29 protein-coding genes and 5 tRNA genes are annotated in these 25063 nt (G+C 66.4%); 17 read left to right on the forward strand and 17 right to left on the reverse strand.

Translation table 11 applies throughout. From position 1 onward, the window contains the following. The coding region (locus tag ACTOQ1_RS33575; RefSeq protein WP_440071996.1) for a biotin/lipoyl-containing protein at window positions 1-738 on the forward strand (738 nt) is incomplete at its 5' end. Window positions 739-820: 82 nt separating this feature from the next. Beyond that, window positions 821-1282 (forward strand): N-acetyltransferase family protein, encoded by a 462-nt coding sequence (locus ACTOQ1_RS33580; protein WP_440071997.1) that lies wholly within the window; start codon window positions 821-823, stop codon window positions 1280-1282. Between the two features lie 285 nt (window positions 1283-1567). Here ACTOQ1_RS33580 and ACTOQ1_RS33585 read toward each other — a convergent pair. Further along, window positions 1568-1643 (reverse strand) — tRNA-Lys (locus tag ACTOQ1_RS33585). Window positions 1644-1759: 116 nt separating this feature from the next. Here ACTOQ1_RS33585 and ACTOQ1_RS33590 point away from each other — a divergent pair. Further along, a complete protein-coding gene (locus ACTOQ1_RS33590) occupies window positions 1760-2383 on the forward strand; it encodes a 3'-5' exonuclease (protein ID WP_440071998.1) in 624 nt (207 codons plus the stop codon). A gap of 8 nt (window positions 2384-2391) precedes the next feature. On the opposite strand, the gene ACTOQ1_RS33595 is transcribed toward ACTOQ1_RS33590, so the two are convergent. Beyond that, window positions 2392-3549 (reverse strand): acyl-CoA dehydrogenase family protein, encoded by a 1158-nt coding sequence (locus ACTOQ1_RS33595; protein ID WP_440071999.1) that lies wholly within the window; start codon window positions 3547-3549, stop codon window positions 2392-2394. Between the two features lie 153 nt (window positions 3550-3702). On the opposite strand from ACTOQ1_RS33595, the gene ACTOQ1_RS33600 reads away from it, so the two are divergent. Further along, on the forward strand, window positions 3703-4161 hold the full coding sequence (locus ACTOQ1_RS33600) for a PspC domain-containing protein (protein ID WP_440072000.1): 459 nt from the start codon (window positions 3703-3705) through the stop codon (window positions 4159-4161). 1 nt (window position 4162) lies between these two features. On the opposite strand, the gene ACTOQ1_RS33605 is transcribed toward ACTOQ1_RS33600, so the two are convergent. After that, entirely contained in the window at window positions 4163-5458 is a 1296-nt protein-coding gene (locus ACTOQ1_RS33605) for an MFS transporter (protein WP_440072001.1), read from the reverse strand. A gap of 168 nt (window positions 5459-5626) precedes the next feature. Beyond that, window positions 5627-5977: a metallopeptidase family protein gene (locus tag ACTOQ1_RS33610; RefSeq protein WP_350972320.1), complete on the reverse strand. Its 351-nt coding sequence runs from the start codon at window positions 5975-5977 to the stop codon at window positions 5627-5629. Between the two features lie 34 nt (window positions 5978-6011). Here ACTOQ1_RS33610 and ACTOQ1_RS33615 point away from each other — a divergent pair, with 34 nt between their 5' ends. The 5 genes from ACTOQ1_RS33615 (at window position 6012) to ACTOQ1_RS33635 (ending at window position 8855) form a co-directional block, all read left to right on the forward strand. Further along, entirely contained in the window at window positions 6012-7514 is a 1503-nt protein-coding gene (locus ACTOQ1_RS33615; RefSeq protein ID WP_440072002.1) for a metallophosphoesterase family protein, read from the forward strand. Window positions 7515-7606: 92 nt separating this feature from the next. Then, a tRNA-Glu gene (locus ACTOQ1_RS33620) sits at window positions 7607-7679 on the forward strand. Window positions 7680-7782: 103 nt separating this feature from the next. Next, window positions 7783-7857 (forward strand) — tRNA-Asp (locus tag ACTOQ1_RS33625). 28 nt (window positions 7858-7885) lie between these two features. Further along, window positions 7886-7959 (forward strand) — tRNA-Phe (locus ACTOQ1_RS33630). Between the two features lie 101 nt (window positions 7960-8060). Further along, window positions 8061-8855 (forward strand): barstar family protein, encoded by a 795-nt coding sequence (locus tag ACTOQ1_RS33635; RefSeq protein WP_440072003.1) that lies wholly within the window; start codon window positions 8061-8063, stop codon window positions 8853-8855. 107 nt (window positions 8856-8962) lie between these two features. Here the strand turns inward: ACTOQ1_RS33635 and ACTOQ1_RS33640 are convergent, their stop codons facing one another. The 9 genes from ACTOQ1_RS33640 to ACTOQ1_RS33680 form a co-directional block, all read right to left on the reverse strand. Further along, complete coding sequence (locus ACTOQ1_RS33640) at window positions 8963-10234, reverse strand: tyrosine-type recombinase/integrase (RefSeq protein WP_440072004.1); 1272 nt, start codon at window positions 10232-10234, stop codon at window positions 8963-8965. Beyond that, window positions 10234-10413, reverse strand: coding sequence for an excisionase family DNA-binding protein (locus tag ACTOQ1_RS33645; RefSeq protein WP_030905170.1), 180 nt, complete (start codon window positions 10411-10413; stop codon window positions 10234-10236). The genes ACTOQ1_RS33640 and ACTOQ1_RS33645 overlap by 1 nt, the downstream gene beginning before the upstream one ends. Further along, window positions 10406-11761 carry a replication initiator gene (locus tag ACTOQ1_RS33650; protein WP_440072005.1) on the reverse strand — a complete coding sequence of 452 codons (1356 nt, stop codon included), beginning with the start codon at window positions 11759-11761 and terminating at the stop codon, window positions 10406-10408. Before ACTOQ1_RS33650 ends, ACTOQ1_RS33645 begins: the two co-directional genes overlap by 8 nt. Before the next feature lie 132 nt (window positions 11762-11893). Beyond that, the gene (locus tag ACTOQ1_RS33655) at window positions 11894-12025 is read right to left on the reverse strand and encodes a hypothetical protein (protein ID WP_436764353.1); all 132 of its coding nucleotides are present in this window, start codon (window positions 12023-12025) and stop codon (window positions 11894-11896) included. 12 nt (window positions 12026-12037) lie between these two features. Next, window positions 12038-12673, reverse strand: coding sequence for a DUF2637 domain-containing protein (locus ACTOQ1_RS33660; protein ID WP_440072006.1), 636 nt, complete (start codon window positions 12671-12673; stop codon window positions 12038-12040). Between the two features lie 5 nt (window positions 12674-12678). After that, window positions 12679-14061, reverse strand: a complete 1383-nt coding sequence (locus ACTOQ1_RS33665; RefSeq protein WP_440072007.1) for an FtsK/SpoIIIE domain-containing protein — start codon at window positions 14059-14061, stop codon at window positions 12679-12681. Then, window positions 14054-14392: an SCO3933 family regulatory protein gene (locus ACTOQ1_RS33670; protein WP_440072008.1), complete on the reverse strand. Its 339-nt coding sequence runs from the start codon at window positions 14390-14392 to the stop codon at window positions 14054-14056. The genes ACTOQ1_RS33665 and ACTOQ1_RS33670 overlap by 8 nt, the downstream gene beginning before the upstream one ends. 326 nt (window positions 14393-14718) lie before the next feature. After that, entirely contained in the window at window positions 14719-15921 is a 1203-nt protein-coding gene (locus ACTOQ1_RS33675; RefSeq protein WP_435295434.1) for a helix-turn-helix domain-containing protein, read from the reverse strand. Then, window positions 15918-16226 carry a putative quinol monooxygenase gene (locus tag ACTOQ1_RS33680; RefSeq protein ID WP_440072009.1) on the reverse strand — a complete coding sequence of 103 codons (309 nt, stop codon included), beginning with the start codon at window positions 16224-16226 and terminating at the stop codon, window positions 15918-15920. Before ACTOQ1_RS33680 ends, ACTOQ1_RS33675 begins: the two co-directional genes overlap by 4 nt. Before the next feature lie 156 nt (window positions 16227-16382). On the opposite strand from ACTOQ1_RS33680, the gene ACTOQ1_RS33685 reads away from it, so the two are divergent. The 3 genes from ACTOQ1_RS33685 to ACTOQ1_RS33695 are packed head-to-tail and all read left to right on the forward strand — an operon-like array spanning window position 16383 to window position 17256. Further along, a complete protein-coding gene (locus ACTOQ1_RS33685) occupies window positions 16383-16787 on the forward strand; it encodes an ATP-binding protein (RefSeq protein ID WP_440072010.1) in 405 nt (134 codons plus the stop codon). Next, window positions 16784-16987, forward strand: coding sequence for a hypothetical protein (locus tag ACTOQ1_RS33690; RefSeq protein ID WP_440072012.1), 204 nt, complete (start codon window positions 16784-16786; stop codon window positions 16985-16987). The genes ACTOQ1_RS33685 and ACTOQ1_RS33690 overlap by 4 nt, the downstream gene beginning before the upstream one ends. Then, window positions 16984-17256 (forward strand): hypothetical protein, encoded by a 273-nt coding sequence (locus ACTOQ1_RS33695; protein WP_440072013.1) that lies wholly within the window; start codon window positions 16984-16986, stop codon window positions 17254-17256. The genes ACTOQ1_RS33690 and ACTOQ1_RS33695 overlap by 4 nt, the downstream gene beginning before the upstream one ends. Window positions 17257-17478: 222 nt before the next feature. On the opposite strand, the gene ACTOQ1_RS33700 is transcribed toward ACTOQ1_RS33695, so the two are convergent. Beyond that, window positions 17479-20802 carry a hypothetical protein gene (locus ACTOQ1_RS33700; RefSeq protein WP_440072014.1) on the reverse strand — a complete coding sequence of 1108 codons (3324 nt, stop codon included), beginning with the start codon at window positions 20800-20802 and terminating at the stop codon, window positions 17479-17481. A 208-nt stretch (window positions 20803-21010) separates the two neighbouring features. After that, the gene (locus tag ACTOQ1_RS33705; protein WP_440072015.1) at window positions 21011-21307 is read right to left on the reverse strand and encodes a hypothetical protein; all 297 of its coding nucleotides are present in this window, start codon (window positions 21305-21307) and stop codon (window positions 21011-21013) included. Window positions 21308-21571: 264 nt separating this feature from the next. Between ACTOQ1_RS33705 and ACTOQ1_RS33710 the strand changes: the two genes are divergently transcribed. From ACTOQ1_RS33710 to ACTOQ1_RS33720, 3 genes are all read left to right on the forward strand, one after another. Beyond that, the gene (locus tag ACTOQ1_RS33710; protein WP_440072016.1) at window positions 21572-22222 is read left to right on the forward strand and encodes an HAD family hydrolase; all 651 of its coding nucleotides are present in this window, start codon (window positions 21572-21574) and stop codon (window positions 22220-22222) included. Between the two features lie 242 nt (window positions 22223-22464). Further along, window positions 22465-22926 (forward strand): hypothetical protein, encoded by a 462-nt coding sequence (locus ACTOQ1_RS33715; protein WP_440072017.1) that lies wholly within the window; start codon window positions 22465-22467, stop codon window positions 22924-22926. Between the two features lie 138 nt (window positions 22927-23064). Continuing rightward, a tRNA-OTHER gene (locus tag ACTOQ1_RS33720) sits at window positions 23065-23130 on the forward strand. Window positions 23131-23213: 83 nt separating this feature from the next. On the opposite strand, the gene ACTOQ1_RS33725 is transcribed toward ACTOQ1_RS33720, so the two are convergent. Continuing rightward, window positions 23214-23750, reverse strand: a complete 537-nt coding sequence (locus ACTOQ1_RS33725; RefSeq protein WP_440072018.1) for a hypothetical protein — start codon at window positions 23748-23750, stop codon at window positions 23214-23216. An 89-nt stretch (window positions 23751-23839) separates the two neighbouring features. Next, on the reverse strand, window positions 23840-24145 hold the full coding sequence (locus ACTOQ1_RS33730) for a tyrosine-type recombinase/integrase (protein ID WP_440072104.1): 306 nt from the start codon (window positions 24143-24145) through the stop codon (window positions 23840-23842). A 3-nt stretch (window positions 24146-24148) separates the two neighbouring features. On the opposite strand from ACTOQ1_RS33730, the gene ACTOQ1_RS33735 reads away from it, so the two are divergent. Then, window positions 24149-24409: a type II toxin-antitoxin system Phd/YefM family antitoxin gene (locus tag ACTOQ1_RS33735; RefSeq protein WP_440072019.1), complete on the forward strand. Its 261-nt coding sequence runs from the start codon at window positions 24149-24151 to the stop codon at window positions 24407-24409. After that, entirely contained in the window at window positions 24394-24801 is a 408-nt protein-coding gene (locus tag ACTOQ1_RS33740) for a PIN domain-containing protein (protein WP_440072020.1), read from the forward strand. Before ACTOQ1_RS33735 ends, ACTOQ1_RS33740 begins: the two co-directional genes overlap by 16 nt. Window positions 24802-25063: the final 262 nt, after the last annotated feature.

The following is a 25063-nucleotide window of genomic DNA, read 5'->3' on the forward strand; positions in this document are numbered from 1 at the left end:
ATCAACGCCGAGGACGCCGGCCGCAACTTCCTGCCCGCACCCGGCACGCTCACCGCCATGCGCACCCCGTCGGGGCCGGGCGTCCGCCTCGACGCGGGCTACGAGGCCGGAAAGACGGTGCCGCAGACCTTCGACTCGCTCGTGGCCAAGCTCATCGTGACCGGGCAGAACCGCACGGTGGCCCTGGAAAGGTCGCGGCGGGCGCTGGCGGAGCTGGAGATCGAGGGGATGCCGACCGTGCTGCCCTTCCACCGCGCGATCGTGGCGGACCCGGCGTTCACCTCCGAACCCTTCGCCGTCCACACCCGCTGGATCGAGACCGAGTTCGACAACACCATTCCGCCCCACTCGGGAACCGGCGACATCGAGGCGGCGCGACCTCGCGAGAAGGTGCTCATCGAGGTCGGCGGCAGGCGGCTGGAAGTGGTGCTGCCCGCGGGCTTCGGCTCCGCCGCGCCGGCTCCGGCGCCCAGGACGCCGCGGCGCGGCGGCGGCATGGCCAAGCAGGCGCCGGTGGGGGGAGACGCGCTGGTCAGCTCCATGCAGGCCACCGTCGCGATGGTCGCCAGGATCGACGGGGACCTGGTCGACACCGGCGACCTCGTGGTGGTCATCGAGGCCATGAAAATGGAGCAGGCCATCACCGCCCACAAACCAGGCATGATCACCAACCTCGGCGTCACCACGGGCCAGACCATCGCCTCCGGCGCCGTCATCTGCGAGATCATCGACATGTGACCCCGGCGGCGATGGTCTGGTCGCGTGCCGTGTCCGGGGCGACGCCTCGTTGTCGAGGCAAACCGAGTTGACGCTCCGCGACGTGCTCCGGTTTCCTTTTGCGATGTCCGATCTTCGCGTCAAACGGCCAGACGACGACACCGAGCTCGAAGACTGGCAGTACGTCCACAACGTGATCATCCCTACCCACGGCCTGTCTCTGGACGAGGTACGGGAACGCGCCCGGCGGCATCACCTGGAGGTCGCGTATCTCGGTGACGTTCTCGTGGGCTGCAGCACCGTGCGCCCGCCGACGGATGACACGTCGACGGCCACAGTGATCGCCCGTGTGCTCGCCGCTCATCGTGGGCGGGGGTTCGGCGAGGAACTTTATACGCGCGGGCTGCGGCGGGCACGGGAGCTCGGTGCCGAAGTGATCGAGACCGTCGTCCTGTCCTCCAACGAGGACGGCCTGCGGTTCGCGCGCAAGCACGGGTTCGTCGAGACCGAGCGTTACCTGCTGCCGGGAGACACCATTCCCTGGATCGACCTGCGGCTTTCCTGATCTTTGGTCGCCCGCCCCGTGTCGCTCCGGACACGGGGCGGAGATTCCTGACGGCAGGACGCCAGGGACCGCGGCCACCCCTCCGGGCCCTTCGTCGTGTGGCCTCCGCCGTGGTCGCGTCCCCGGAATCGTTGCGCGAGCTTCCGGAACGCTCGCGCCGACCCGGGGAAACGCCGGTGGTCCCATTCCGCGTACATTCCGGGACCACCGACGGGCGGTCGCATGCGCCGGGAAAGGTCGACAAGAGCAAAGACCCAGGTCAGAGCCTAAGTTCCTGGTCGGGAGTGGTAGGGCGCCTGGGACTCGAACCCAGAACCTACGGATTAAAAGTCCGCAGCTCTAACCATTGAGCTAACGCCCCGCAGGTGACAGCGTACCGAGGATAGTGTCCACTAACGTCCGTCGCCAGGCCCATTCATGGTCATCTGTTTGCGGAACGGCCGGTGGGGGGCGGGAACGGCTCCTAGAGTGGCAGGCATGACGAGCTCGGGGCTTGAGCCCGCCCTCACCTCTCCCGTCTCCACGCGCCCAGGGTATGTCGTGGTCGATGTGGAGACCACAGGTTTCTCCCCGTCGAGGGGCGACCGGATCTGCGAGATCGCGCTCATCTCGCTGGACGCGCGGGGCGAGACCGTCGACGAGTGGCACTCGCTGGTCGACCCCCGGCGCGGCACCGGGGCCGTCCACGTCCACGGCATCACCAGCGCGATGGTCCAGGGCGCTCCGGTGATCGAGGAGCTGCTGGACGACATCTGGCGGCGGGTCGCCGGCCGGGTCCTGGTGGCCCACAACGCCTCCTTCGACCTGCGCTTCCTGCGGAGTCTCCCCGGCAGCGAGTGGGTGACCGAGACCCTGTGCACGCAGCGGTTGGCGCCCGCCTTCCTCCCCGACGGCAGGTGGACGCTCGCCGCGTGCTGCGAGCGCGCCGGTATCCCGCTCTTCGGCGCGCACGCAGCGCTGGCCGACGCCCGCGCCGGCGCCGAGCTGCTCCGCTTCTACCTGCGTACGGGCGTCTCCTGGGAGGAGGAGCTCGACAGGGCCGCCCGTGCCCCCGAATGGTGTCCCTCCGGGCTGCCCCAGCGGCACCCTCGCCGCCGGTAGGCGGGAGATCAGCGGTAGGCGGGGATGCCGGTCAGGGCCTCGCCGAGCACGAGCGTGTGGATCTCCTCGGTCCCCTCGTACGTCAGGACGCTCTCCAGGTTGTTCATGTGCCGGATCACCGGATACTCCAGCGTGATGCCGTTACCGCCGAGGATGGAGCGTGCCTGGCGGGCGATGTCCAGGGCGGCGCGGACGTTGGCGAGCTTGCCGAAGCTGATCTGGCGCGGGGTGAGGGTTCCCGCGTCCTTGAGGCGGCCCAGGTGGAGGGCGGTGAGCTGCGACTGCCCCAGGCCGACGTACATCCAGGCGAGTTTCTCCTGGGTCAGCTGGAAGCCGCCGATGGGCCTGCCGAACTGGACGCGGGAGGTGGAGTAGTCGACGGCCGACTCCAGGCAGGCGCGGGCGGCGCCCACCACACCCCACACGATGCCGAAACGGGCCTCCGACAGGCACGACAGCGGGCCCTTCAGGCCGCTCACCCCGGGCAGCACGGCGGAGGCGGGCAGCCGGACGTCGTCGAAGTACAGCGACGAGGTCACCGAGGCCCGCAGGGACATCTTCCGGTGGATCTCCGGGGCGGTGAAGCCCGGGGTGTCCGTGGGCACCACGAAGCCGCGGACGCCGTCCTCGGTCTGCGCCCAGACCACGGCGACGTCGGCGATGGAGCCGTTGGTGATCCACATCTTGGAGCCGTTGAGGATCCAGTCGCCCGAGGGGTCCTGCTTGGCGTGGGTGCGCATCCCCGCCGGGTCGGAGCCCTGGTCGGGCTCGGTCAGGCCGAAGCAGCCGATCGCCTCGCCCGCGGCCATCCGGGGGAGCCACTCGTCCTTCTGCTCCGCCGAGCCGTACTTCCAGATCGGGAACATCGCGAGCGAGCCCTGCACGGACACGAACGACCGCAGCCCGGAGTCTCCCGCCTCCAGTTCGCGGCAGGCCACACCGTACGAGACGGAGTCGAGGCCCGCGCAGCCGTACCCCTCCAGGTGCATGCCCAGCACGCCGAGCGAGCCGAGTGCCGGGGCGAGCTCGCGGGCGGGGAAGGCGGCCTCCTCGAACCAGTCGCCGACGTGGGGCAGGATCCGGTCCGCGACGAGGTCCCGCACGGTGTCACGGATGAGGCGCTGCTCCTCGGAGAGCGTGTCGTCGATGCGCAGGAGATCGTCCATGAGATTCCCTCTCTCTTCGGCCCTGTCAGGGTATTACCGGTGCGGGTGGGGCAGGGGTCAGGGTCACGTTCGGCCAGGGGCGGGGTGTATGTCAGGGTCGTGCCAGGGGGAATCCCGATGTGAGGAAGGTCCGCTCTCGGGCAGTCTGAGGACATGAACGAAAACGATTTCTCCGGCGTCAAGAAACTCCAGAGGACCAGAGACGGGCGGATCATCGCGGGTGTGGCCTCCGGCCTCGGACGCTACATCGGGGTGGACCCCAACATCATCCGCGCCGCCCTCGCCATCGCCACCTTCTTCGGTGGCCTCGGGGTGGCGGTCTACGCGATCGGCTGGGTGCTCCTGCCCGACGAGAACAAGGACAGGTCGGTCCTTCAGGACGTGATCGACAAGAACAAGGACAACCCGATCTGGGTGGACGCCAGGACCAAGGCCGAGCAGAGTTGGGCCAAGGCCACCAACAAGGCCACCGACCAGCACCGCGCGCCGCACCAGCCGGCCTCGGAGTACCCCACCCACCAGGCCCCCTTCCCGCCCGCCCCGCCCGTCGCTCCCCAGGCCCCGTACGGCACGGCGCCGCGGCAGGACGACGACACCCGACCCCAGGTGTGAGTCAGGAGGTCGCCTCCGCGCGAACCCTCTCGATGATCTCCCTGCGGGAACCCCTCCAGAGCACGGCCAGCGCGGCCGCCAGGGCAAGACCGGTCGCGCCGGCCAGTGCGACCACCGTCTCGGGGCCGAGCCGGTCGGCCGCGGCCCCGCCGACCAGGATGCCGATGCCCTGGGAGGCCAGCAGACCCGATTGGACCAGGCCGAAGGCCTGTCCCCGCTGCTCGGCGGGGACGCACTGCACGAAGGCGGCGTTGGCCGCGAGCTGGTAGGCCCCGCCCAGGCCGGAGACGAACCACAACAGCAGCACCACAGGAAGCGGTGGCTGCGCGGCGCACAGGATCAGCGGCGCGCAGGTCAGCATCGCCATCCAGCCCATCGATCGCAGCCGGTTCGATGGGCTGACGTAGCGGCTGTACAGGAACGCGCCGACGACGGTACCGGTGGGCATCGCGCCCATCAGCAGACCGGTGACCAGTGAGAGCTCCTGGGGATTCCCGGTCAGCTCGTCGGCGTACGGGCTCGCGATCCCCTCGGGCAGCACGTAGAAGCCACAGAGCCAGGCGAAGAGCACCAGCGTACGCAGCCGGGGGTCGCCGAAGACCAGCCTGGCGCCGGCACGGGTCATCGTCCACATCGAGGGCCGGTTCTCGTCGGAGGGGATGGGGGCGGGACGCCGCCGTACCCCCGAGACGATGATGAGCGCGGAGGCCAGGAAGGTCGCCGCGTCCAGCGCCAGCGCGCGGTACGGCCCCATTCCCATGATCAGGACGCCGCCGACGGCGAAGCCGAGCATCTGCGCGCCCTGGTTGGTCATGTTCTGCAGGGCGGACCCCGCCACGTAGCGGTCGCCCTCCAGCAACTCCGGCAGCAGGGCCGCCCGCGCCGCGGAGAACGGCGCGCTGAGCAGCACGACGCAGAAGACCAGCACGCACAGCGTGGCGAACGAGACGCCGGGAATCGCCATGAGCGCGACCAACAGGGCCCGGAGCAGGTCGCAGGCGATCATGATGCGCCGGCGGGCGTGGCGGTCGGCGAGCCCCGCGAGAAGCGGTCCGCCGATGATCGGCGGCAGGTAGGTCAGGGCATAGACCGACGCCGTCGCCAGGGGCGAGTCCGTCCGCTCGAAGACCAGGACGGACAGCGCCACCCGTGAGAGCTGGTCGCCGAGGAGGGAAAGCCCCTGGCCGAGCCAGAGCGCGCGGAACTCCCTGATGGCGATGACCTCGCCGTAGGTCGCTTGGCGTTCCGCCGGACGGCGATGCCGCCCGGGTAGTCGGCCGGACTTGGTCGCCGCCATAGGACTCCGCTGAGCTCGCAGGCACACTGACTGTGGGTGTTCACTGTGTAACCTACGGTGCCTGCTACAAGGCCGCCGCGCAACCGAAAGCAATCAAGCGCATGCAAACCGTGATGATAAGCGGCGACATTCCGGATAGGAGGCCTTTGACGTGCGGTGCAGGGTTACTTACCAGCCCAGCTCGTGCAACCGGTCATCGTCGATGCCGAAATGGTGGGCGATCTCATGGACGACGGTTATCTGCACCTCTTCGATGACCTGATCTTCTGTCTCGCATATAGAGCAGATCGGGTTGCGGTAGATCTCTATGCGGTCGGGTAGCACTCCTGCGTACCACTCGCCCCGCTCGGTGAGCGGGATACCCGTGTAGAGACCTAGAAGATCCGGTTCGGGTGGGTCGTCGACGACGACGAGCACCACGTTGTCCATGACTTTCGTCAGCTCGGGGGGAATGGTGTCCAGAGCCTCGGCCACGAGCTCCTCGAACTTCTCCCGCGAGATCTCGATCACACCCGTCATTCTGCCCCGTGATACCGGGTAGAGGTGGAGGCGCATGAAATTCGCTGATTGGACCCAGGGAGCCCGTCGTGTCGCCACCGGGCGAATCGCCCGTGGCCTGGTCGTCGCCGCCGTCGCCCTGGCCGGCGCGTGGCTCGGCATCATGCTGGGCGGGGCCGTACGGGCCAACGTCGGCCCGGTGGAGCTCGGCATGTCGGCGGAGCCCTCGTGGGCGGGGGAGACCGTTGTCGACGCTCACCCTTTCGGCACACTTCTGTTCGACACCCACGACGCCCCGGTCGGCCTCCGGGTGACCCTGGAGAACATCAACCCCGACCGGGCCCGCGGATTCCTGGACGACCCGCGATTCTCCGCCGACCGGCTTCCCGCGCTCCTGGAGGAGGAACTGGGCGCCGGCGTCAGGACGCTGATCCTGCGTGCCGCGCTCTCCGGGCTGTTGGGCGCCCTGATCACGTCCCTGATCGTCTTTCGCCGGCCGGGACCGGCCCTGGCGGGCATGATGGGCATCACCGTCGCGATCGCCGGTACGGGCGCCGCCATCGCCCTGACCTTCCGGCCCGACTCCGTGGTGGAACCCAAGTACACCGGCCTGCTGGCCGGCGCGCCGTCCCTCGTCGGCGACGCCGAGTCGATCGTGACCAGGTTCGAGTCCTATCGGGTCCAACTCGCCAAGCTCGTCAACAACGTCTCCCAGCTCTACGACGTCGTCTCCGCCCTGCCGGTCTACGACGCCGACCCCACCTCCATCCGGGTGCTGCACGTCTCCGACATCCACCTCAGCCCCATCGCCTGGAACCTCATCCGCTCGGTCACCGCCCAGTTCAAGATCGACGCGATCATCGACACCGGTGACCTGACCGACCACGGCACCGGCCCCGAGGACAGGTTCACCGAGGAGATCGGCACCTTCGGCGTCCCGTACGTCTTCGTCAGGGGCAACCACGACTCCATGGCCACCCAGCGGGCCGTGGCCAGGCAGAAGGGCGCGGTCGTCCTCGACGGCGAGACCAAGACCGTGGCGGGACTGCGCATCTACGGCATGGGCGACCCACGGTTCACCCCGGACAAGTCCGTCCCCGTCGACTCCAACCTCGAATCGCTCGCCGCCCTCGGCCGCTCGCGCGCCGCCGAGCTGGCGAAGCTGCCCAAGCAGGTCGATCTGGTCGCCGTCCACGACCCGACGATCGCCAAGGGGTTCTCCGGTGCGGTCCCGATGGTCCTCACCGGTCACTCCCACGAGCGATCCACCGAGTTGCTGCCCTCGGGCACCCGCCTTCTGGTCCAGGGATCCACGGGCGGAGCGGGTCTGCGGGCCCTCGAACACGACGAACCCACCCCCGTCGCGGCCTCCGTTCTGTACTTCGACGCCAACACGCACCGCCTGCGGGCCTGGGACGACATCACCCTGGGAGGGCTCGGCGAGCAGTCGGTTCAGATCCAGCGTCACGTAGAGACCGACCCTGGCCGTACAATTTCTCCTGTGCCGACGACTACCCCGTCTCCAACGGGGTCGATCACCGTCACACCGACGCCGTAGGCCGCAAACCGCTTTGGCATCGGGGGCAAAAGTCCCCTATGCTTCAGAGGTCTCCAGCGGAAGACGGCGACGGAACGAGATGAGAGTCTCGAGCCCCCATCGTCTAGTGGCCTAGGACACCGCCCTTTCAAGGCGGCGACACGGGTTCGAATCCCGTTGGGGGCACGGCCGAGCCAAGGCTCGCCAGGGAAACGGCAGGTCGAAGACCTCCGGAAAACTGGTAGGCTAAGCAAGGCAAGAAAGACCGGGACAAAAGCCCCGGAAGCAAGGTCCTGTAGAGCAGTTTGGAGTGCTCGCCACCCTGTCAAGGTGGAGGTCGCGGGTTCAAGTCCCGTCAGGACCGCTCTGGTAGGTGTTCGATCCACCACCGAGGTCAGGTAGCTCAGTCGGTACGAGCGTCCGCCTGAAAAGCGGAAGGTCGGCGGTTCGACCCCGCCCCTGACCACAGCAGCTGAGCAGCACAAACGCCCCGAGCGATTATCGTTCGGGGCTTTTTTGATCTTCGGTGACAGCAACGTCATCCGATTACCGGCGAGCGTGAGACACGTGGATGATGTCCAGCCGAAATTTCTGCTGATTGACGCGGATAAGCAAATCTGTGGCTCCTGTCTTGATGCCGAAGGCGTCTTCGTCGAGGCGCCGGAGGACGACGAACGTGGGACCGTCGAAATCCTGGGGTGCCTTCCCTCCCCGCGGATGCGTGACTACCTCAGCGGGTCCAAGCGCCACCGCCTGAGGAATCCGCTGGGGCCGGGTGCGCTCCGGATGCTTGATACGGCCGGGAATCCGCTCGCGGAGTTCTGGATGGGCGAGATCATCGACTGGCGGCCCTCACCGCTCGGCCGTGAACGGGTGGACCTGGTCGCCCGCTGTGGGGATGACGTCCCTTCTTCTCGTACGCGGCACGTCTGGGAGCGTTGGCGTACGGCCAGGCCCGACCGGATCAACCAGTGGGCCGGCTCCGTGGGGGCGGACAGAGAAGAGTGGCTGACCGTCGTCTTCCACAACAGCCGCTGGCGGACAGGACACCCTGATCGCCCATCGGGGCGCACCTACGATCTCGACGGAACGCACGTCGCCGACAAGGCGAGTTTCTACCTGGCGATCGGGGAAGCGGTCAACGGGCCGGGGGGTTACTTCGGCTGGAATCTCGACGCGCTGAGCGATTGCCTGCGTGGGAGATTCGGAGCGGAGGCACCTTTCACGCTGGTCTGGCACCATTCGCATATCGCTCGGGAATCCCTCGCCTTCTCATTCGAGGGAGCGGGTGCCAAGGCGACCTACTTCGATGTCATCCACACCGTCTTCGAAGAGAACAGGGTGGATGTCGTGCTGAGGTGATCCTCTACAGCCCGGATGTTCACCACCCGGCGGTCCGATCCGGGATTGCCGTCAACGGCGTGATGCCCCGTCCTGATTCGAGGACAGGGCATCAACGGTCGGTTGATTCAACCTAGGGCGTCTCCGAGCTTCCCGAGAGCGTGGCGCTTGTCGTCGAGGGAGACATGAGCATAGATCGTCATCGTTACTTCGATGTCGCTGTGGCCGACGATGTCGCGGACGACCTGGGGCGGCACGCCGAGGTTGAGCAGCAGAGTCACGCAGGTGTGGCGGAGATCGTGAAAGCGCATGTCCCCGAGGCCGGCGGCCTTGCGGATGGCTCCCCAGCTTCGGCGAAGGTTGTCCGGTTCCATGGGCGTTCCGCGCCGAGACGGGAAGACCAGGCCGTGTTCCTCCCAGTCGTCCCAGCGGTCGGAACGTTCGGCGAACTGCTGCTTGCGATGCGCCCGGAGCGCTTCCACACAGATCGAGGGAAGCGGAACGGCTCGCTCGGAGTCATTGGTCTTGGGCCGGACGAACTGGAGACGGCCCTCGACACGCTGAAGGGTCTGGATCACTTCGAGTTTCGCGCCGTCGAGGTCGATGTCCACCCAGCGCAGCCCGAGGAGCTCCCCGCGCCGCAGTCCGAGGCAGAGTGCCAGGACGTAGAGAGCCGATAGCCGGTGTTCGTGGGCGGCCTTGAGGACCAGGCGGGACTGAGGGACGGTCAGGCCGCGGTTGACCTTGTACTTGGGGACCGGGACCTTGACGAGCTTCGCCGCGTTGCGCGGGATGATTTCCTCCCGTACCGCGGACTCCAGAGCGTTGCGGAGTACGGCGTGCACGGATTGGACCATGCGGGTCGACAGCCGTGACTCGCAGCACTCACCGTCCTTGATCGCGCAGCAGACGGGAGTCTCACGGGAGGCGTCCCAGCCGTGCTTGCAGCACTGGCACTCGGTACGGGTCCGGGTGATGAACAGCCGGACCTCTTGGGCGTTGAGCTTGCTCAGCCGTCGCTTGCCCAGACCGGGGATCAGGTGCAGCCGGACGACGCCCTCGTAGCCCTGGTAGGTCTTGGGGCGCCGCTCCTCGCGGACGATGTACTTGAGCCAGTAGTTCAGGTAGTCGCCGACCGTCCAGTTCTCCGAGGAGACGGGGATGCCCTCGTCGGAGTTCTTGAGAAGCTCGGTCAGCTTCTTCCGCGCATCTTCCTGGGATCGGGCCGAGCCCTGCACGCGCTTGACGGCACCGCCCGTGGTGGGCACGAAGGCGGCGTAGCCGTACCGGCCGTCCTTCCGGGGCCAGATGCTCCCCTCACCGTTGGAGCGCTTCCGCATGCGACGCTTGCTCTGCCGCTTCGGCCCTTCCTCCGGTGTGCCGAGTGCTGTCCTGGTCATCACGCCGCCTCCATCAGGTTGTGGATGCACTCGGTCACCGCGTCGACCGGGATGAGACGGCGACGGCGGATCTTCAGGCTTCGGATCTCGTTCGAGCGGATCAGGCAGTAGAGGGTCCACCGGCTCACCCGGAGGCGGGCGGCGGCCTCGTCGACGGTCAGGAGTTGCTCGTCATCCATGCACGGCCTCCGGTGGGAACGCGGGGGGAAGTAGATCGGTGCCGCTCAAGGCGGCGGCGAGGAGTCGTTCACCGGCCGACAGGCCCTGTCCGGCGTAGTCCCAGTGGGAGGTGACGAGCACGGTGTCTTCTTCGAAGAGGGGGAGTCGGCCAGTGCTGACGGCCTCGTCGCGCATGTGGTCGGCCCGTTCGGCGCGGAGGTCGCCGAGGGTGGTGGAGTAGCGCCGTGACTTCGTGGAGAAGTGGCCGCGGAAGCCCAGAGTGTGAGCCCATTGCACGAGCCGAAACTCGGTCAGCTCGTCGAGGACGCCCAGGCGCATGCACTCGGCGATGAGACGTCGAGGGTGGTCGCGAATCGGCAGGGCGGTCAGGTCGTCGAGGAGGTTGATGCGCCGGTCCAGCGTGCCGACGCACTCGGCGGCTTTGGTCGCGTATTTGGCGATGTAGGCGGCGACGGCCTGTTCGGAGAGGTCGCCGTCCATGGTGATCTGTCGGACGTCGAGCTGCGTGCCCCACCGAAAGACCCGCGTGGGCTCACCGGGAACCTTCGGCACGGTCACCGCGACCGCCGAGGCGGCATGCCGTACGGCGTCCGTCATCAGGTCGGCCGTCGCCCAGGCCGGGGGAGCCGTGACCGGTCCCTCCGAGCCGTCGAGGCGGATCACGGCGTGGAAGTGGACGACTCCGCGCCGCTGGTACTCGGCCACCTTGGCGAAGGAGATGACCGCTTGCTCACGTAGTTCTCGCTGGGTCAGTCCGGCGTTCTTGGCGATGCGTCGGCGCAGGGCCTCGGTGAAGCGCCGCCACAGCTCCGGGGACATCGCGTTGAACAGCACCGAGCCCGCGTAGTCGTAGCACTCCGGGCACAGCGGTTCACCGAGACACGGTTCGTCGGCCCTGTGCCGGGCGGTGCAGGACATGACCCGCCCGTGCGGGCACGTCTCGGCGTCGCGGCGGGCGTGACACGGCAGGACCTTGCCGTTCTTCTTCCGTCGTACGTGCACCGGCCCGAAGGACGGCGCGGTGAGCGTGACGAACAGGCACGGGTGCGCGCTCACCGAGGCAGGGACGCCCTTGCCGCCGACCAGGCCCGCGCGCACCAGCTGGTAGGTGTCGGCCCGATAGGTCTCGGCGCAGGACGGGCAGCGGGTCGCGCGCCTGGTCTTGCAGGCCACCCGCAGTACGCCGTCCGGTTCCAGGTGGGTGCTGTAGCGGTGCAGGAGTGTGCCGGTCGCGCGGTCCCAGTGTTCGACCTTTCCGCGTAGGTGGATCGGCTGTCGGCAGCCGCCGGTCCGGCGGATTTGGGAGGCCCAGCGTTCGTAGTGGGGATCGCGGAGCCGGGAGATCATTCCGTCTACCGCGTGTGGATCGGTCAGGGTGGGCAAGATGGGTTCCGTCCTGTGCAGAGTGATCTGTGAGGGATGGCTCCCGGCGTGGCGCGGAACTTGGCGGTTGTGTGGCCACGCGGGGGGCGTTCACGACTATGCGCCGTGGTTGTCGATCCCGACGCCGTCGCAGTCGGGGCAGGTCTCGCCGTCACCGGTGACGCCGGTCCCGTTGCAGGTGCAGCAGCGGTAGCGGACCACCGGGAGCAGCTCGGTCTCGGCGGGCATGGAGAACTCCCTTCACGCTGTGCGCAGGTGGCGCAGGAGATCGGAGGCGAGTTGGCCGGACACGCCCAGGCGAGCGCGCAGCAGATCGAGGGTGATGGGCTTGCCGTGCTTGGCGTGATGCTCGTCGGCCACGCGGCGGGCGTAGTCGAGGAGCGATGGAGACGGTTCGGCGCCGTCGCCCTGGTCGTCATCGGGGACGGGAAGGAGAACCGGAGCCGAGGTGACCGACTCGGGTACAGCCATGGCCGGGGAGGGTTCGGGGCGGGGACCGGTCGCCCGGCGTTCCAGTATCGAGACGGCGATCAGGAACGCCGCGGCGGGAGTCCCGGCGGTCAGCCAGCCCCATACGGAGGGTTCGGCTTGATGGAGGTTGGCGGCCAGGGACAGGACGATCCCGGCGACGAGGACAAAGGTCGGCCAGGTGAGCGGGCCGGTTCGCTTGCGGCCGGTCTCCTTGTCGCGTTGGCGCTCGCGGGCGGCCATGACGCAGGTCAGATCGACGCACACGGCCACCGCCCAGGCCATCCAGCCCGTCTGCCCGTGATCCACCGCTGTCTTGCGTACGTGGGAGAAAGAGCCGGCACCGGCGATGAGCGCCAGGACGATGACGGGACCGGAGTCCAGCAGCCAGGAGGCGAGGCGTCGCATGGTGGTCAGCCCTTCCGGAGTTCCGGGATGACGGGGTCGGGGGTGAGGAACTCGGCGAGGTCGGCATCGGTGACCTCGGCGCAGTGGGTACCGGCCGTGATCTCCGCCCAGGACGGAGTGAGACCGGCGTAGGTGTGAGTGGCATCTTCGGCGGCCTGCTCGGAGACGTAGAAGGAGCGCGCCCGGTACCACTGGCCGTCCTGTCCGGCGACGATCGCGACGCCGGGAGTCTCGGAGGCGATGGCCCGAGCGGAGACCAGCGCCGCGGGGTCGAGGTCGCCGAGAGTCATGGTCGCGGTTTCGGGATCGTTGACGCGGTGACAGATCCGCCCCGAGCACTGAGCACGCAGCGCAGTGACGCCGGGACCGAGGTCGGAGCCGATGCGCTGGCCGCAGCAGAACAGATAGATCCCGAACGCCCGCCCGAGCTGGGCGACCCGCAGCAGCGCCGTTGACGTCTTGGCGATCTCGTCTTTCTCGGACTTGTCGGCCATCAGATACAGCTCGGCCAGCTCGTCGACCAGGACCACGACGGGCACCGGCCGCCGATCGCTGGAGAGCTGCCAAATGTTGCGCGCTCCGGCCGTACGGCACGCGGCCATCCGGTCGGCCATCAGTGAGACGAGGTCATCCAACAGCCCGACGCATTCGGCGCGGGAGGTGGCCAGGGCCGACAGGCGACGTTCGTAGGGGGTGAACTCCACCCCGCCCTTGAGGTCGAAGCCGACGAGCGCGACCGGTTGCGGGGAGAGTCCGATGATCAGGGCATTGGCCAGGTTCGACTTGCCCGATTGGGTGGCGCCCGCGTTGAGCCAGTGCGGGACCGTCCGGAAGTCGATGACCCAGGGGGAGCCGGTCTCCAACCGGCCAACGGTGACCTTGAGGAGTTCGGTCGAGACGGGGACCTGACTGATTCGGACCAGCGGGTCTCGGATGGTCGCGGCGAGGGTGACGCGGCCCCGTTTCGTCGAGGAGACGCGTACGGCGTGCACGCGCCAGGAGTGCGCGAGCCGGTCGGCGACTTCGGCGTAGTCCTCGGGAATCTGCCCTTCCAGGAGGCGGATCGTGACGCGCCAGCCGTGACGGGTCGGCATGGGCAGCCACATCCACGGCTTGGTGTCGACCGCCACCCGTTGCAGGCGTCGCTTGACGCGGACGAGGCCGGTCGAGGAGATCAGGCCGGGGACGGTGGTGAACCAGAAGCGCTGACGCTTCTTGGTGAGGCCGCAGCCCAGGGCGACCTTGCGCCAGGTGAAGCGGACCGTGACGGCGGTCAGCGGATAGCCGAGGCACAGCCAGAAGGACCGATAGTGCCAGCGGCGCCAGGCCCAGAGCCCGGCCACCGAGGTGGCCAGGACTCCGAGCGTGAAGAGAAGACCGTCAGACACCGCGTGCCTCCGCGGTGGTTGCGGCCAGGAGTGCCGAGGCGCGGTAGGCGATGCCCCAGCGCCCCGACAGTTCCCACGCGTAGCCGACCAGGCCGACAGGCTTGACCTCGTTGCCGGGGAAGACCGAAGGCTCCCCGACGACGCCGATCTTGACCAGCTCGATCTTGCCGAAGGCGTCCTCAACGGAGAACAGCACCTTGTAGACGGTCTGGCCGCTTGCCTTGTCGGTCTTCAACTCGCCGGTCTCCTTGTTCACGATGCGCGGGCACGGAGCCTTCACACAGATGAACTGGAGCCGGGAGACGTCGACCGGGATGGGGATGTTGCGCATGCTGAAAACACCTCTCGTCTGCCTGCTGAGCAGGGCATGGGGGACGAGGGAGATCGCACGCCGTCAGAACCGAACGCGATAGCATCGAAGCGCCAACTAGGGTGCTGACCGCATCCGGCCTGGGCGGGTCTCCCGCTCAGGCCACTTTCATGTGTGGCCTGTTTCCGCTCTTCGAGAGCGGTCTTTCGGTATTTGCCCCTGAAACGCAGAAGAGCGTTTGCGTTGGGCTGTCACCTCCTTTCCAGGAGAGCTTCAGCGTCAACACAAACGCTACCTCGCACCGCGAGTACCTGCTAGTACTTTTAGTATTAGTGCACGTACTTTTTCTACACTCCAACTCGGTCTGCGAGTTCCCGCAGCTCAGACGAGGGTGGGTCCTGCATGGTCAGCAAATCGGACACAAGTTGGTAGGTGATTCGGTGGTTCCTTATCTGCTCCGGTGTGATGGCCTCGGCCTCCAGCAGCGCGGATACGGCCTCTTCGACCTGACGACGCTGGGCGTGCGCGCGGGCAAGGTCTATCTGGAGCCGAGCGCGCCGCTCACTCGAAAGCGGCGAGGTGTCGACCGCCGTCCCGACCCGAAGCGCGTGACCGGCGTCTCCCAGCTCGACCGCCACCGCCACCTCGTGAAGCGCGACGTTGGCCGGACCGAACTCGGTGTTGTAGTCGTTGCGTCCCTCTTCCAGCCGCTCCGCGACCTCACGAGCCCGCGCCAGGTGCTGGTACGCGGTGTCCGCTTCGTTCAGCCGGGAAGCGGCTACGGCCCGCTGCAGGGTAAGTCCACCCCACAGCGACATCGCCTCGGGCTTGCCCTCGTCGACCATGAACCACAGAGCCTCGGCAGCCGTGCGAGCCGTCTCCTCTGCCTGGTCGAAGTGGCGCGCGCCCAGGAAGACGAAGCCGAGCCGGAAGGCGCCGGCCGCCATCATCAGCGGGTTACCCGCCCGCTCCGCGGCGACGATCGCACGATCGGCGGCGATCCACGCGGCCTCGGGCTCACCGAGCTTGGCGAGCGCCGCCGAGCACGCCTGGTAGGTCACCGCGAGCAGCTCGAACAGCTCCGCCCGACGCTCCTCGGGAGCCGATCGAGCAGCCGTCTCCAACGCGGGTATCAGACCCCGCAGCAGGTCGGCCAGCTCCACATACCGACTCTCGTGCGTCAGCTCCCAGGCCCGATCGACCCGCGGCTTGATCTCCGACGTAGCCGGGACCGGTGCCGAGTGCAACATGGCCCGCAGGGAGTGAGCCCCCGACAGCACCAGGCGCAGACCGGCCGTTCCCGGGATCTCCTCGGCGGAGGCGGCGACCACCGGCGCTTCCGCGGCTAGTTCCGACAGCGGGATGTCGAGAGCCTCGGCGACCTTCTCCAGGACCGACATGCGATCGACCTTGCGGACCCCGCGCTCGACCTGCGAGATCCACGCCACCGACCGATCGACCAGCCGCGCCAGCTCCGGCTGTGACAGGCCGCGCCGCTTGCGTTCCTGGGCGATGCGGCGCCCCAGGGCTCTCTGGTACTCGGTGCTCACCCCGCCGTTCCCTTACCGGTCTGGAGGGTCAGCCAGTCGACCTCGGTCGAGGCCAGAAGCTCTTCCCGAGCGGCCAGGAACCGCCGGGTGTGCTCCTGCTCCTCGTGGGTGTCGAAGGCCGCGCGGTCCCGGTAGAGCTCGTAGAAGATCCGCTGGAGCGGCTGGCCGTCGACCCGGTGCGATGCGTACACCAGCGTTCCCGGCTCACCTTCGCGGATCTTCTCGATGGTCTCCCCGACCAGCTGATCGAACGCCTCGGCGGTTGCCTCGTCCTTACAGGTGAATCGGACCATCAGACCGAACATGGGTGTCCTCCTTCGTCGGAGCCTCTACGAGATCAGTACTTATTGTGCGGTGCAAGTACCCCAAGTGGCTTGCACTATAAGTACTGTACTCGTACTTTAAGTATCATTCACATGGTGAGTTGCCCCTGACCTGCTTGATCGCGAGGTGAGCCGACGATGACCCCACCCTCAGACAGCTGTGAAGGCGCTGGAAGATGGCACCGCACCTTCCTCGGGGAGAAGGAACAGGTGCGCGCGGCCCGCCGCTTCGTGAAGGCTCACCTCCCCGACCACCCGGACGCCGAACTCATCGCCAGCGAACTGGCGACCAACGCCGTCGAGCACACACGCACGGGACAGCCGAGCGGACTCTTCACCGCGACCGTCAAACGCCACCCCGACGGCACCGCCTACATAGAGATCGCAGACCAGGGCGGCCCCGCCGCGTTCGGCCTCCCCACCCCCAACCGCGAAGGCGGACGAGGGCTCTACCTCGTGACCGCCCTAACCAGCGCATGGGGAGTCAAGGGCGACGCCGCCGGCCGAACGGTCTGGGTCGAGCTATCCCCGCCTGCTCCATGAGCACCGCGCCCCCAGCGCTACGCGCTCTCCGCGAGCGCTTCCCCGCCTGGGCGTTCCTCTACAACCCGTTCGCGTACCGGTGGTTCGCCTTTCAAGGCCGCACGACCACGCTCACCGCCGACACCGCCGAGGAACTCGCGGCCCGCGTCGAGCGCTTCCAGTCACGCCGCCCCCTGACCAGACCTCAACCGCGGCGATGACCCGTACCTCTCACGCGATCACACCGGCCTGCCCGATCGAGTGCCTCAAACCCGTGCTGTCCGCCAGGGCCTACAACCCGCTCACCCAAGCCTGCGGAGCTTCGTTCGACCGGCCCGATACGGTCGCAGATGTGATCACGCTGTTGCGCACACGCCAGCTCGATCAGATCTGGGGCTTGGGTCCACGGCGTATCGGTGAGATCGAAGTAGCCCTGGTGTTCGTCGGCTTGATCCGCGACCACGGCAGTCCGTTTAGCGACAACCTGTGAAGTGCCAGGTGAGAGCGTCATGACGGCTGCTATGCGTTCAAGATCATCGGGGTTTGCTTACTCCGGATGAGAACTTTCTCTACGTCTTTAAAGGCGATCCGCCTACGGCGTCTCGCCGCGCGTCGGGCGGTCGCTGGCCGCGCTGCGGCTCTTCGGCCGGTCGCGGCCAGCGCCACCCACGCGCCGTTCGCCTTCAACGAGCTGTTGAGCTCCGAAAGTTCTTCATCGTGGCTTGCGATCGGCCTGCTCTATCGCTTGCGCGAGTCGGCGCCCTGCGGCTGATTCAACCTTTACGACGCTGTTGATTAGATCAACATGGCCCAATCTACTCAATCCCCACGCGAGTAACCGACGATTTCGAGATATGTCGCTGTGATTCACGATCAAGGCAATGGCTTTGGCTTGAGAGTCGGGGACAGTGATGGAGCGGGCTATGGTCTCAGCCTGTTCGTGTTCACCTGCAGCAGCCAGCACCTCCACCAACGCCGCCAACGCCTGTGCTTGAGATCGGGGGTCGGTGATGGTGCGGGCTATGGTTTCGGTTTCTTGGGCGAGCAGTCGAGCACGCTCGTGTTCACCTGCACTAGCCAGCGCTCCCGCCAGCTCCGTCAACGCTTGCGTTTGATAGTCGAGGTCGGTGATGGAGCGGGCTATGGTTTCGGTTTCTTGGGCGAGCAGTCGAGCACGCTCGTGTTCACCTGCACTAGCCAGCGCCCTCACCAGCGCCGTCAACGTCGGCGCTTGAAAGCGGGGGGCGGTGATGGAGCGGGCTATGGTCTCGGCCTGTTCGTGTTCACCTGCACTAGCCAGCGCCTGCGCTTGAAGGTCGGGGGAGGTGATGGAGCGGGCTACGGTCTTGGCCTGTTCGTGTTCACCTGCAGCAGCCAGCGCCCTCACCAGCGCCGTCAACGTCGGCGCTTGAAGGTCGGGGGAGGTGATGGAGCGGGCTACGGTCTTGGCCTGTTCGTGTTCACCTGCAGCAGCCAGCACCTCCACCAACGCCGCCAACGCCTGTGCTTGAGAGTAGGGTTCGGTGATGGTGCGGGCTATGGTTTCGGTTTCTTGGGCGAGCAGTCGAGCACGCTCGTGTTCACCTGCATTAGCCAGCGCTCCCACCAGCTCCGTCAGCACCTGCGCTTGAAGGTGGAGGTCGGTGATGGTGCGGGCTATGGTTTCGGTTTCTTGGGCGAGCAGTCGAGCATGCTCGTGTTCACCTGCATTAGCCAGCGCTCCCACCAGCTCCGTCAGCACCCACGTTTGAGATTGGGGGGTGGTCATGGTGCGGGCTATGGTTTCGGTTTCTTGGGCGAGCAGTCGAGCATGCTCGTGTTCACCTGCATTAGCCAGCGCTCTTATTAGCTCCGTCAGTACCCACGTTTGAGATCGGGGGTCGGTGATGGTGCGGGCTATGGTTTCGGTTTCTTGGGCGAGCAGTCGAGCATGCTCGTGTTCACCTGCACTAGCCAGCGCTCCCGCCAGCTCCGTCAACGCTTGCGTTTGATAGTCGAGGTCGGTGATGGTGCGGGCTATGGTTTCGGTTTCTTGGGCGAGCAGTCGAGCACGCTCGTGTTCACCTGTACTAGCCAGCGCTCTTATTAGCTCCGTCAGTACCCACGCTTGAGATCGGGGGTCGGTGATGGTGCGGGCTATGGTTTCGGTTTCTTGGGCGAGCAGTCGAGCACGCTCGTGTTCACCTGCACTAGCCAGCGCTCCCACCAACGCCGCCAACGCCTGTGCTTGAGAGTGGCGGGTGGTCATGGAGCGGGCTATGGTCTCGGTTTCTTGGGCGAGCAGTCGAGCATGCTCGTGTTCACCTGTACTAGCCAGCGCTCCCACCAGCTCCATCAATATCAATACCTGTGCTTGAGAGTAGGGGTCGTTGATGGTGCGGGCTATGGTTTCGGTTTCTTGGGCGAGCAGTCGAGCACGCTCGTGTTCACCTGCACTAGCCAGCGCTCCCACCAACGCCGCCAACGCCTGTGCTTGAGAGCGGGGGGTGGTCATGGAGCGGGCTATGGTCTCGGTTTCTTGGGCGAGCAGTCGAGCACGCTCGTGTTCACCTGCACTAGCCAGCGCTCCCACCAACGCCGCCAACGCTCGCGCTTGAAGGTCGGGGGCGGTGATGGAGCGGGCTATGGTCTCGGCCTGTTCGTGTTCACCTGTACTAGCCAGTGCCCCCACCAACTCCGTCAACGCCAACGCTTGATAGTCGGGGGCGGTGATGGAGCGGGCTATGGTCTCGGCCTGTTCGTGTTCACCTGTACTAGCCAGTGCCCCCACCAGCTCCGTCAACGCCTGCGCTCGAGAGTAGGGTTCGGTGATGGAGCGGGCCAGGGCCTCAGCACGAACGGTGTTACCCAGCCGTGCCCATACTGCGGGTAACTCGGTCGGGAGCCTCGCGTTGCGCTCGGCCAACCGATCGCGGGTATAGGCAAGCAGCAGCATCGCCGACAGATCCGGCTCCTCCTGCCCGCAGATCGCCGCCTGACAGGCGGCGATCTCAGCCAGCGCCGCAGCATCACCCCCGCTAATGTCCAGCATCCGATCAAGCCGCGCCCCATCAGTCGCGCACGCCACCATCCGATCTAGATCACCCACCGAGCCCAGCAACCGGTGATAACCCCGCAGCAGATACTCCGGCGTCTCGGCCGGCCACCCCCGATCCCGATAGCCCTGCGCCCACGCATGAATCTCGTCACGACACCCCGACAACATCCGCGCCCCTAGCGACTCCACCGCGGCGGCGTGAAGCTCCTCATGCGCCAGCACAAACACCCGCGCCCCCGTACCCGGCCGCCACAGACTCTCCCGGCCAGTAAACGTCCGCCCCGACACCGCATGCAACCACTTGCGCACCACACCCACCGGCGACCCGGTCAACTCCGCCAGATCCTCAACGCTCAAACCGCCACCCGCGGCCACCAACAACCCCAACAGGTCACGCCCGGCGGCATCCCCGTGCAGCACATGCTCCAACTCACGCTCAGCGTCCTCACGGATGACCTGCGCCGCAGGCGACGACGTCAACGCCCGCACGATCCGCGCATCCCGCAACGGATGCCTCATGGGCACATCTGAGGGCACCGGGGGATTGGGCCGCCCGGCCACCACCACCCGCAACCCCTCCGCCACCACCGGCGGTAGCAACGCCGCGATGCTGTGCGCCCCCGGCCCGACCGTCACCCCCCGATCTTCATCCAGCCCATCCACCACCAACACCAACCGCTCACCAGCCCGCACACACGCTTGAGCGGCCTCCTTCAACAACCGGTTAAACCACCCCTGCTGCGTCGACGCCCCCAGCAACGGCGGCAGCGACTGCCCCAGCAACTCCGCCAACTGCGGCAACACCACATCCAAGAACGCCTGACGATCACTCTGCCCCGCATACCGAGCCGTGATAAAGAACGACACCACCCGCACCCCCGCCGGAGGATGCAACACCAGCGTCGCCATCAACGCCGACTTACCCGCCCACGCCGGCCCCTGCCACCACACATAACCCGGACCACCATCACCCAAGCAGAACGCCGCCAGCTCGGCCAACTCCTCAGAGCGGCCCTCCAACGCCCACGGGAAGATCTGCTCAACCTGCTCCAGGTACGCCGACCGCGCCACCGGCTCCCGATGGACATTCCCGATATGGATACCCGTATTGGCATACCCGCCCGACTCCGCCGACGCCGTCCCGCTCCCCCGGACACCGCCCTTCCAGCGCCCGCCGTCCATTCCCGCGCCCGCCCTTCGAACGGTTTCAGTTCAACCGGATACCGGAGTTGGCATCGCCCTCACCCGATGCCTTAGCGTCTCCGCTTCCGTCTACTGCCAAATCTCCAGGTACGGATCCGGACGTGCCCACCACACCGGTGTTCGCATCCCCCGCCCCCGAAGCCGTCGCCGCCCCCGTCTTCTTGACATGCATCCGGCCGCCACCGGCCGAGACCGCCGGCCAGCCTGCCCACAGCGCTACCCCGACCGCCGCCAGCCCCGCCAGCGCCGACACTGCCGTCGCGATCTTGTTCGCGCTCTCCCACCGCAGCCAGATCAGCATCACGGCTACACCGGTCACCAGTACAGCTGTTCCCGCTAGAACCCACCGCCGAGCCGTCATTCTCGTATTGTCCTCCCACGGAGCGTAACAACGTATAACAATTCACATATCAGCCGCCGCGAGATCACAAGAGGCTGCCGCGCCGCTTCCGGTGCTCGGGCCTGGCGGCCCTGCGCTCCGGGTCGGCTTGCCACCGGATGACCGTGTAATTTCGTCGTTCAAGCACACGCGAACAAAGGAATGCCCGCGGGTATGGTGGCAGCCGTGCAGCGGCTCGCGCTCTTCGACCTGGACAACACGCTCGTCAACCTGGATGAAGGGTTTCAGGTATGGGCCGGAGAGTTCGCCGAGGAACACGACTTAGATCATGAGGCGGTTGATTGGCTGATCGCTCTCGATCGAGCCGGCTATCCGCACCGTGAGGTTTTCTTCACCAAGGTCCGTGACCGCTTCACCTTGCCCGAGCCGGTCGACGAGTTGTGGAATCGCTACCGCCAACGCATGCCGTACCTCGTTCACTGTCGACCCGAGGTGATGGACGGGCTGTCTCGACTCCGCGCGTCGGGCTGGAAGGTGGCGATCGTCACCAACGGCACCGCGGACAACCAGCTCGGTAAGATCCAGCGAACGGGACTGGTCGAGGCCGTCGACGCCTACGTGCTCTCAGGACTCGAAGGCATCCGTAAGCCCGACATCGGTCTGTTCGAGGTCGTGGCCCGGCGTTGCGGCATGCCCCTCGAAGGCGGGGGATGGATGGTCGGGGACAACCTCGTCGCCGACATCGGCGGGGGACAAGCAGCCGGACTGCGTACCATCTGGATCGACCGAGGTACTTGGGCCGGCCACGACCACAGTGCGGATCATGTTGTCACCGACGTGCTTCAGGCCATGGAGATTCTGCACAGCGAGCGGTGATCGAGCGGCCGTGCCACAGCCCGCGAGGAGTGCTGTACAGCAGTCCCATACAGCAACACCGTCTTACACGGGCACACGCCACCGCCCTGTATCTAACATCTGACCAGGGTGCGAGGTCGCCGACCTGGGACGTGCCGTTGACTCGTAATGAAGTGGTCGCAAGTGGAGCTGCGATCGTGGTGTATCTAGGGACAACTACAGCATCCCTGTTGGAAACGGGCAGGAGCACTAAGCTGCTGATCATGAAGCGTTCGACGATCGCGGTGCTTGTGGCTGCTTGCGTGTGGGGCGGTGCTCTGGTCGCTCCTATCGCTTTTGTCGTGCTGAACTACGGGTGCGATGCCGACGATGACCGGCTTGTCGACTCTCTCGGCATCCTCGATGTTCGTCCGGCGAGCGCGACACCGTACGGGGGACGCGACAGCTCTTGCGAGGAGGACGATCGGATCACGACCGTCTGGCAGACCTACCGTTCCTCGGGCCCGCGAGCCGATGTGCTGCCCTTCTACCGGGACATCGCGCTCAAGAACGGGTGGAGGCCCTCTCCGGAGGATGACGGTGAAGGGGTCTACTGCTTCACCAAGTCCGTCGAAGGACGGAACGTTGAGCTCTCAGTGGGGTTCGTAGATGAGACAGGAAAGGGATACGGCGATGACTACGAAGTACTCATGAGCACTTCTGCGGCCGGCCTGAGCTGGTGTTGACACCGTGGAGTCTTTGAACGCTTCGAGCCTCCAGCGTCGGCTACAGGAGGTGGGACTGACGACAACGGTGACGACAACATCGGCCACCGCGAGCACACGTCGGCACCCGTCCACAGCCTTCTGACCTCGTGTCGGCCGAGAGGAGCAGGGTGATTGGTCCGCCTGAAAAGCGGAAGGTCGGCGGTTCGACCCCGCCCCTGACCACAGCAACTGAGCAGCACAAACGCCCCGAGCCGATTACGGCCCGGGGCTTTTTGATATCTGGTGACAGCAACGACCTCGCACATCTAGGAAGCGGTCTTTCCTTGCCGAGGTGAGTGGTTCTCCTGATCCACGTCGGGATCCGCCTTGTAGATCTTGTGAAGTCGTAGAACACCTGTGTCGCAAGACTCCGGACCGAAAACCAGGTGCACATCGTGGGCAACGGTACGCACCCCGCGTGCTTCGTCGTCGAGTGCGAGTGCCGGGGCCTCTTTCCAGGCGCATCCTGTCGCATCAAGGGCGTTGAGCACCTCTGAGATGGTGAGGCGGGAAGGCACCGACTTGTTCCCTCCGCCGAGGGCGTCAGGTAGCGTGACCGACTCGCGCCAGAGGGGAAGGCTCACCTCCACCACGAGTCCGTGGCAAATCAGAACTTCCAGGTCATGCCAGAAGTGCAGCCGAGGTCGCCAGCGACGAGGTGTTGAATCGTGCATTCGGTCGTGAAAAGGCCCGATCAGTTCTTCGACATTCTGCAATGCCATCCCGCAGTGCAACGGACCGAGCCGACCGCTGTCAGCGAACCGAACAACCAAATCGAGGATGCGAGTCACCAGGTCAGACAAGCAGATGCTCTGGATGTGTAGCCATAGAAATATGTCAGGCCATCGCCCGCTAAGTTGGGGCGATGGCCTGGAAGATATGAGCTGTCGGCTTACCCGAGAGCATCACCAAGCTTGCCGAGAGCGTGGCGCTTGTCGTCGAGGGAGACGTGGGCGTAGATGGTCATGGTGACTTCGATGTCGCTGTGGCCGACGATGTCGCGGACGACCTGGGGCGGGACGCCGAGGCTGAGCAGCGGGGTCACGCAGATGTGGCGGAGGTCGTGAAAGCGCATGTCGCCGAGGCCGGCAACCTTGCGGATACGGAAAAGTCGTGCGCCCCGTTCGTCTGTGGTCCAGGGGCTCGATGGCCGGTAAGAACGATCAACAAGTCCCCCGTAAAAATCAGATAGTCTGATTTCATGAAGGTGATGACTGCTACTGAGGCATCTCGAAGCTTCGCGGTCGTTCTGGACGAGGCGGAGCGAGGGGAGACGATCGTGGTCACTCGGGGGGGTAAACGGATCGCGGTGATCGGTCCCGCGCCCACGGCGCCGGGACGTATGGTCAAAGCCTTCCTGGCCAGAGCCGCGGGGACGCTGGACGCCGATTTCGAGGCCGATGTCGCAGTGGCCCGGGAGGCCGTCGACGACGAGATGAGGAGCACGTGGCCCGACGCCTGATCCTGGACACCGGCGTACTGATCGCGGCGGAGCGGGGCAAGGCCTCCGCGGACGCGGTGATCGGGGATGCCGACGATGTGGCGGTCGCCGCGATCACCGTGGCCGAGCTGCTCGTCGGCGTGGAGCTGGCGGATGAGGCGCGTCGCCCAGGGCGGCAGGCTTTCGTGGATGAGGTTCTGGCGTTGATTCCGGTCGAGGAGTACACCGTGGACGTCGCCAGGGTTCACGCTCGTCTCATGGCGCATGTGCGCCGGTCGGGAAAGACGCGGGGAGCGTACGATTTGCTGATTGCCGCGACGGCCGCCGCCACCGCCAGAATTGTGATCACGATGGATTCGTCCGCCGCGTTCGACGACCTGCCCGGAGTCCGGGCGCAGGTTGTTCCCCGCTGAAGGCCGACGGCGATCTTGACGGTAACGTCCACCATGGTCAACTGCCTCATCAAGCTCGTCGGTGGTAGGAACGTCGGCCTCTCCGTGTGGGTTGCGAAGGAGGCGTGGACGTAACCGTTTCCATGGTTGACGGCGGAGATCGGTGTGGACATCGAGGATTCTCGGAATGCCTCAAGCCCCGGCCGTCAGTTATGGGATGTGAAGCCGACGACAACGGTGACGACAACATCGGCCACCGTGAGCACACCTTGGCAGCCGTCCA

This window comes from Streptosporangium sp. OZ121, from assembly GCF_051918885.1.
GTDB lineage: Bacteria > Actinomycetota > Actinomycetes > Streptosporangiales > Streptosporangiaceae > Streptosporangium.